This is a genomic window from Salmonella sp. SAL00653, from assembly GCF_046552515.1.
Taxonomy (GTDB): Bacteria; Pseudomonadota; Gammaproteobacteria; order Enterobacterales; family Enterobacteriaceae; genus Salmonella; species Salmonella enterica.
The window spans coordinates 1-5,843 of the sequence record NZ_JBGDTY010000033.1; the positions used below are offsets into that span (position 1 = coordinate 1).

The window sequence follows — 5,843 nt, forward strand, 5'->3', positions numbered from 1 at the left end:
ATGCTTGAAGCCAGAGATCTGTACTGCGAGCGGGACGAGAGGACGCTGTTTCGCGGGCTGTCGTTCACCGTGGACGCCGGGGAGTGGGTGCAGGTCACCGGCGGCAACGGCGCCGGAAAAACCACCCTGCTGCGCCTGCTGACCGGGCTGGCGCGCCCGGACGGCGGGGAGGTGTACTGGCAGGGCGAGCCCCTGCGCCGCGTGCGCGACAGCTTCCATCGCAGTCTGCTGTGGATAGGGCACCAGCCGGGGATAAAAACCCGCCTGACGGCGCGGGAGAACCTGCACTTCTTCCACCCCGGCGACGGCGCGCGTCTCCCGGAGGCGCTGGCGCAGGCCGGGCTGGCGGGATTTGAGGACGTGCCGGTCGCCCGGCTCTCGGCCGGGCAGCAGCGCCGGGTGGCGCTGGCCCGCCTGTGGCTGACCCGCGCCGCGCTGTGGGTGCTCGACGAGCCGTTCACCGCCATTGACGTTAACGGCGTGGCGCGCCTCACCCGGCGGATGGCGGCGCACACGGCGCAGGGCGGGATGGTCATTCTCACCACCCACCAGCCGCTGCCGGGGGCCGCGGACACCGTCCGCCGCCTGGCGCTGACCGGCGGGGGGGCAGGGCTGTGATGTGGCGTGTCTTCTGTCTCGAGCTGCGCGTGGCGTTCCGCCACGGCGCGGACATCGCCGGCCCGCTGTGGTTCTTCCTGATGGTCATCACCCTGTTTCCGTTAAGCGTCGGGCCGCAGCCGCAGCTGCTGGCGCGTATCGCGCCGGGCATTATCCAGGTGGCGGCGCTGCTGGCCTCGCTGCTGGCGCTGGAGCGGCTGTTTCGCGACGACCTGCAGGACGGCAGCCTGGAGCAGCTGATGCTGCTGCCGGTGCCGCTGCCGGCGGTGGTGCTGGCGAAGGTGCTGGCGCACTGGGCGGTGACCGGCCTGCCGCTGATGATGCTCTCCCCGCTGGTGGCGCTGCTGCTGGGGATGGACGTGTACGGCTGGAAAATCATGGCGCTGACGCTGCTGCTCGGCACGCCGGCGCTGGGGTTTCTCGCCGCGCCGGGCGTTGCGCTGACGGCCGGCCTGCGGCGCGGCGGCGTCCTGCTGGGCATTCTGGTGCTGCCGCTGAGTGTCCCGGTGCTGATTTTCGCCACCGCGGCGATGGACGCGGCATCGATGCATTTACCCGTTGACGGCTATCTGGCGGTGCTGGGGGCACTGCTGGCGGGCAGCGCGACGTTAAGCCCGTTCGCCACCGCGGCGGCGCTGCGCATCAGTACGCAGTAGCGCCCCGGCACGACGGACATTTTACTGGTTTCAGGAGGTCAGGTGACGACTATGTGGAAAACCCTTCATCAGCTGGCGGCGCCGCCCCGGCTGTATCAGATTTGCGGCAGGCTCGTGCCGTGGCTGGCGGCGGCCGGCATCATCGCGCTGGCCACCGGCTGGGTCCGGGGCTTTGGTTTCGCCCCGGCGGACTACCAGCAGGGGGAGAGCTACCGCATTATGTACCTGCATGTCCCGGCGGCCATCTGGTCAATGGGTATCTATGCGGCGATGGCGGTGGCGGCGTTTACCGGGCTGGTCTGGCAGATGAAAATGGCCAGCCTTGCCGTCGCGGCGATGGCGCCGGTGGGGGCGGTGTACACCTTCATCGCGCTGGTCACCGGCGCGGCGTGGGGCAAACCGATGTGGGGCACCTGGTGGGTGTGGGACGCGCGCCTGACCTCGGAGCTGGTGCTGCTGTTTCTCTACGCCGGGGTCATCGCCCTGTGGCACGCCTTTGACGACCGTAAAATGGCCGGGCGCGCGGCGGGCATTCTGGTGCTGGTCGGCGTGGTGAACCTGCCGGTTATCCACTATTCCGTCGAGTGGTGGAACACCCTGCACCAGGGCTCGACGCGGATGCAGCAGAGCATCGACCCGGCGATGCGCTCGCCGCTGCGCTGGGCCATCGCCGGCTTCCTGCTGCTCTTTATGACGCTTTCGCTGATGCGGATGCGCAACCTGATTTTACTGATGGAAAAACGCCGCCCGTGGGTGAGCGAACTGATACTGAAAAGGGGGCACCGGTGAGTCCGGCATTTTCATCGTGGAGCGATTTTTTCGCCATGGGCGGGTACGCCTTTTTTGTCTGGCTGGCGGTGGCGATGACCGTGGCGCCGCTGGCGCTGCTGGCGCTGCACACGGTGCTGCAGCGCCGGGCCATTCTGCGCGGCGTGGCGCAGCAGCGGGCGCGCGAGGCGCGGATGCGTGCCGCACAGGCGCAACAGGAGGCCGCGTGAACCTGCGACGTAAAAACCGGCTATGGGTGGTCTGCGCGGTGCTGGCGGGCCTGGCGCTGACCACCGCCCTGGTCCTGTACGCGCTGCGCGCGAATATCGACCTGTTCTATACCCCCGGCGAAATTCTCTACGGCAAGCGCGAGACGCAGCAGCTGCCGGCGGTGGGCCAGCGCCTGCGCGTCGGCGGGATGGTGATGCCCGGCAGCGTCAGGCGCGACCCGGACTCGCTGAAGGTGAACTTCAGCCTCTACGACGCCGAAGGGGCGGTGACGGTGAGCTATGAGGGGATACTGCCGGACCTGTTCCGCGAGGGGCAGGGGGTGGTGGTGCAGGGCACCCTGGAGAAGGGCAACCACGTCCTGGCGCACGAGGTGCTGGCCAAGCATGACGAGAACTACACCCCGCCGGAAGTGGAAAAGGCGATGCAGGAAAACCACCGCCGCCCGCAACGCGTTGATAAGGACACCTCATCATGATGCCTGAATACGGCCACGCGCTGCTGTGCCTGGCGCTCGGCGTGGCGCTGCTGCTGTCCGTTTACCCGCTGTGGGGCGTGGCGCGCGGCGACGCGCGGATGATGGCGTCGGCCGGGGTGTTCGCCTGGCTGCTGTTTATCTGCGTGGCGGGCGCGTTTTTCGTGCTGGTGCACGCCTTTGTGGTTAACGACTTCACCGTGGCCTATGTCGCCGGCAACTCGAACACGCAGCTGCCGGTGTGGTATCGGGTGGCCGCCACCTGGGGGGCGCACGAGGGCTCGCTGCTGCTGTGGGTGCTGCTGATGAGCGGCTGGACCCTGGCGGTGGCGGTGTTCAGCCGGCAGGTGCCGGCGGATATCGTCGCCCGGGTGCTGGCGGTGATGGGGATGGTCTGCGCCGGTTTTCTGGCGTTCATCCTGTTCACCTCCGGCCCGTTCGCCCGCACGCTGCCGGCCTTTCCGGTGGAGGGGCGCGACCTGAACCCGCTGCTGCAGGACCCGGGGCTGATTTTCCACCCGCCGCTGCTGTACATGGGCTATGTCGGCTTCTCGGTGGCCTTCGCCTTCGCCATCGCCGCGCTGCTGAGCGGGCGTCTGGACAGCGCGTTCACCCGTTTTGCCCGCCCGTGGACGCTGGCGGCGTGGGTGTTCCTGACGCTGGGCATCGTGCTCGGCTCGGCGTGGGCCTACTACGAGCTGGGCTGGGGCGGCTGGTGGTTCTGGGACCCGGTGGAGAACGCCTCCTTTATGCCGTGGCTGGCGGGCACCGCCCTGCTGCACTCGATGGCGGTCACGGAACAGCGCGCCGGCTTTAAGGCGTGGACGCTGCTGCTGTCCATCTGCGCCTTCTCGCTGTGCCTGCTGGGCACCTTCCTGGTGCGCTCCGGGGTGCTGGTGTCGGTGCACGCCTTCGCCTCCGACCCGGCGCGCGGAATGTTTATCCTCGCCTTTATGGTGCTGGTCACCGGCGGCTCGCTGCTGCTGTTCGCCGTGCGCGGGCACAGGGTGCGTTCGCGGGTGAACAACGCGCTGTGGTCGCGCGAGTCGCTGCTGCTCGGCAACAACGTCCTGCTGATGGCCGCCATGCTGGTGGTGCTGCTGGGCACCCTGCTGCCGCTGGTGCACAAACAGCTGGGGCTGGGCAGCATTTCGGTGGGGGAGCCGTTCTTTAACACCATGTTCACCTGGCTGATGGTCCCCTTTGCCCTGCTGCTGGGGGTGGGGCCGCTGGTGCGCTGGGGCCGGGACCGGCCGCGTAACATCAGGAAACTGCTGTGGGCTGCCGTTGTCACCACCCTGGTGCTGTCGGTACTTTTGCCGTGGCTGCTGGAAGATAAAATCATCGCCATGACGGCGGTGGGGATGGCGATGGCCTGCTGGATTGCGGTGCTGGCGGTGGCCGAAGCCGTACAGCGCGTGTCCCGCGGCACGAAAACCTCTCTCAGCTACTGGGGAATGGTGGCGGCGCACCTCGGGCTGGCGGTGACGATTACCGGCATCGCCTTCAGCCAGAATTACAGCGTGGAGCGTGACGTGCGGATGCGGGCGGGCGACAGCGTGACCATTCACGACTACCGCTTCACCTTCCGGGAGGTGCGGGACATCACCGGCCCCAACTACCGCGGCGGGGTGGCCCTCATCGGGGTGACGCGCCACGGCGAGCCGGAGGCGGTGCTGCACGCGGAGAAACGGCTCTACAACACCAGCCGGATGGTGATGACCGAGGCGGCGATTGACGGCGGGCTGACCCGCGACCTGTACGCCGCGCTCGGGGAGGAGCTGGACAACGGCGCGTGGGCCGTGCGCCTGTACTACAAACCGTTTGTCCGCTGGATATGGGCCGGGGGACTGCTGATGGCGCTGGGCGGGCTGCTGTGCCTGGCGGACCCGCGCTACCGCCGCCGTAAACCATTGCCGGAGGCCGGATGAAACGCAACGTACTGTTATTACCGCTGCTGATTTTTCTGCTGATTGCCGCGGCGCTGCTGTGGCAGCTGGCGCGCAACGCGCAGGGGGATGACCCGACGAATCTCGAATCGGCGCTGACCGGAAAGCCGGTGCCGGTGTTCCGCCTGGAATCGCTGGAGACGCCGGGTCAGTACTATCAGGCGGAGGTGCTGACGCAGGGGAAACCGGTGCTGCTTAACGTCTGGGCCACCTGGTGCCCGACCTGCCGCGCCGAGCATCAGTACCTGAACCAGCTTTCTGCGCAGGGTATCCGGGTGGTCGGGCTGAACTATAAGGACGACCGGGCGAAGGCGGTGGCCTGGTTAAAAGAACTGGGCAACCCGTATGCGCTGAGTTTATCGGACAGCGACGGGATGCTGGGGCTGGACCTGGGCGTGTACGGCGCGCCGGAAACCTTCCTCATCGACGGCAACGGGATTATCCGCTACCGCCATGCGGGCGATTTGAATGCCCGGGTATGGGAAAGTGAACTGAAACCGCTGTGGGACAGATACAGCCGGGAGGCGGCGCAATGAGACTGTTACCGGGCATGGTGATGCTGATGCTGGCGCTGGTTATCGCCGGGTCAGCGCGGGCAACCACCGACGTGATGCCGTTTAAAGATGAAGCGCAGGAGCAGCAGTTCCGCCAGCTCACGGAGCAGCTGCGCTGCCCGAAATGCCAGAACAACAGCATTGCGGACTCGAACGCGATGATAGCCACCGACATGCGTCGCAGGGTGTATGACCTGATGCAGGAGGGGAAGAGCCGCCAGGAAATCATCGATTATATGGTGGCGCGCTACGGCAACTTCGTCACCTACGACCCGCCGCTGACCCCGCTGACGGTGCTGCTGTGGGTGCTGCCGCTGGCCGCCATCGTGGCGGGCGGGTGGATAATCGTCGCCCGCACCCGCTGAATGAGGAGGAGATGGCGCGGCTGGCGCTGGGGCTGCGCACCCGCCTGCAAAATGATGCCGGCAATGTTGAGGGCTGGCTCATGCTGGGGCGCACCGGTATGGTACTGGGTAATGCCGGTACCGCCACCGGGGCGTATGCGAACGCCTACCACCTGGACCCGAAAAACCGCGATGCGGCGCTGGGCTACGCGGAGGCGCTGACGCGCTCGTCCGACCCGGAGGATAACCGC

Annotated in this window: 7 protein-coding genes and 1 pseudogene; all 8 read left to right on the forward strand. The window is 67.3% G+C overall.

The features are described from left to right. Positions 1-618, forward strand: a 618-nt coding sequence (gene ccmA, locus ACLJRU_RS23040; RefSeq protein ID WP_000888531.1) for a cytochrome c biogenesis heme-transporting ATPase CcmA, incomplete at its 5' end; no start/stop codon positions are given. Beyond that, positions 615-1,274, forward strand: coding sequence for a heme exporter protein CcmB (gene ccmB / locus ACLJRU_RS23045; RefSeq protein ID WP_000990038.1), 660 nt, complete (start codon positions 615-617; stop codon positions 1,272-1,274). The genes ccmA and ccmB, both read left to right, overlap by 4 nt. 51 nt (positions 1,275-1,325) lie before the next feature. Next, positions 1,326-2,063 (forward strand): heme ABC transporter permease, encoded by a 738-nt coding sequence (locus tag ACLJRU_RS23050; RefSeq protein WP_000266003.1) that lies wholly within the window; start codon positions 1,326-1,328, stop codon positions 2,061-2,063. Beyond that, positions 2,060-2,272, forward strand: coding sequence for a heme exporter protein CcmD (ccmD, locus tag ACLJRU_RS23055; RefSeq protein WP_000074110.1), 213 nt, complete (start codon positions 2,060-2,062; stop codon positions 2,270-2,272). Before ACLJRU_RS23050 ends, ccmD begins: the two co-directional genes overlap by 4 nt. Beyond that, positions 2,269-2,748 (forward strand): cytochrome c maturation protein CcmE, encoded by a 480-nt coding sequence (gene ccmE, locus ACLJRU_RS23060; protein ID WP_023235078.1) that lies wholly within the window; start codon positions 2,269-2,271, stop codon positions 2,746-2,748. The genes ccmD and ccmE overlap by 4 nt, the downstream gene beginning before the upstream one ends. After that, positions 2,745-4,676, forward strand: a complete 1,932-nt coding sequence (locus ACLJRU_RS23065) for a heme lyase CcmF/NrfE family subunit (protein ID WP_000982522.1) — start codon at positions 2,745-2,747, stop codon at positions 4,674-4,676. The genes ccmE and ACLJRU_RS23065 overlap by 4 nt, the downstream gene beginning before the upstream one ends. Next, the gene (gene dsbE, locus ACLJRU_RS23070) at positions 4,673-5,230 is read left to right on the forward strand and encodes a thiol:disulfide interchange protein DsbE (protein ID WP_001540476.1); all 558 of its coding nucleotides are present in this window, start codon (positions 4,673-4,675) and stop codon (positions 5,228-5,230) included. The genes ACLJRU_RS23065 and dsbE overlap by 4 nt, the downstream gene beginning before the upstream one ends. Continuing rightward, a pseudogene (locus tag ACLJRU_RS23075) lies at positions 5,227-5,843 on the forward strand (cytochrome c-type biogenesis protein CcmH); the annotation flags it as partial. The gene dsbE and the pseudogene ACLJRU_RS23075, both read left to right, overlap by 4 nt.

What these genes read in the sequence shown, in the direction of transcription:
- ACLJRU_RS23050 (WP_000266003.1), top strand. Translation starts at nt 1,326, where the DNA reads ATGTGGAAAACCCTTCATCAGCTGGCGGCGCCGCCCCGGCTGTATCAG.
- dsbE (WP_001540476.1), top strand. Translation starts at nt 4,673, where the DNA reads ATGAAACGCAACGTACTGTTATTACCGCTGCTGATTTTTCTGCTGATT.
- ACLJRU_RS23065 (WP_000982522.1), top strand. Translation starts at nt 2,745, where the DNA reads ATGATGCCTGAATACGGCCACGCGCTGCTGTGCCTGGCGCTCGGCGTG.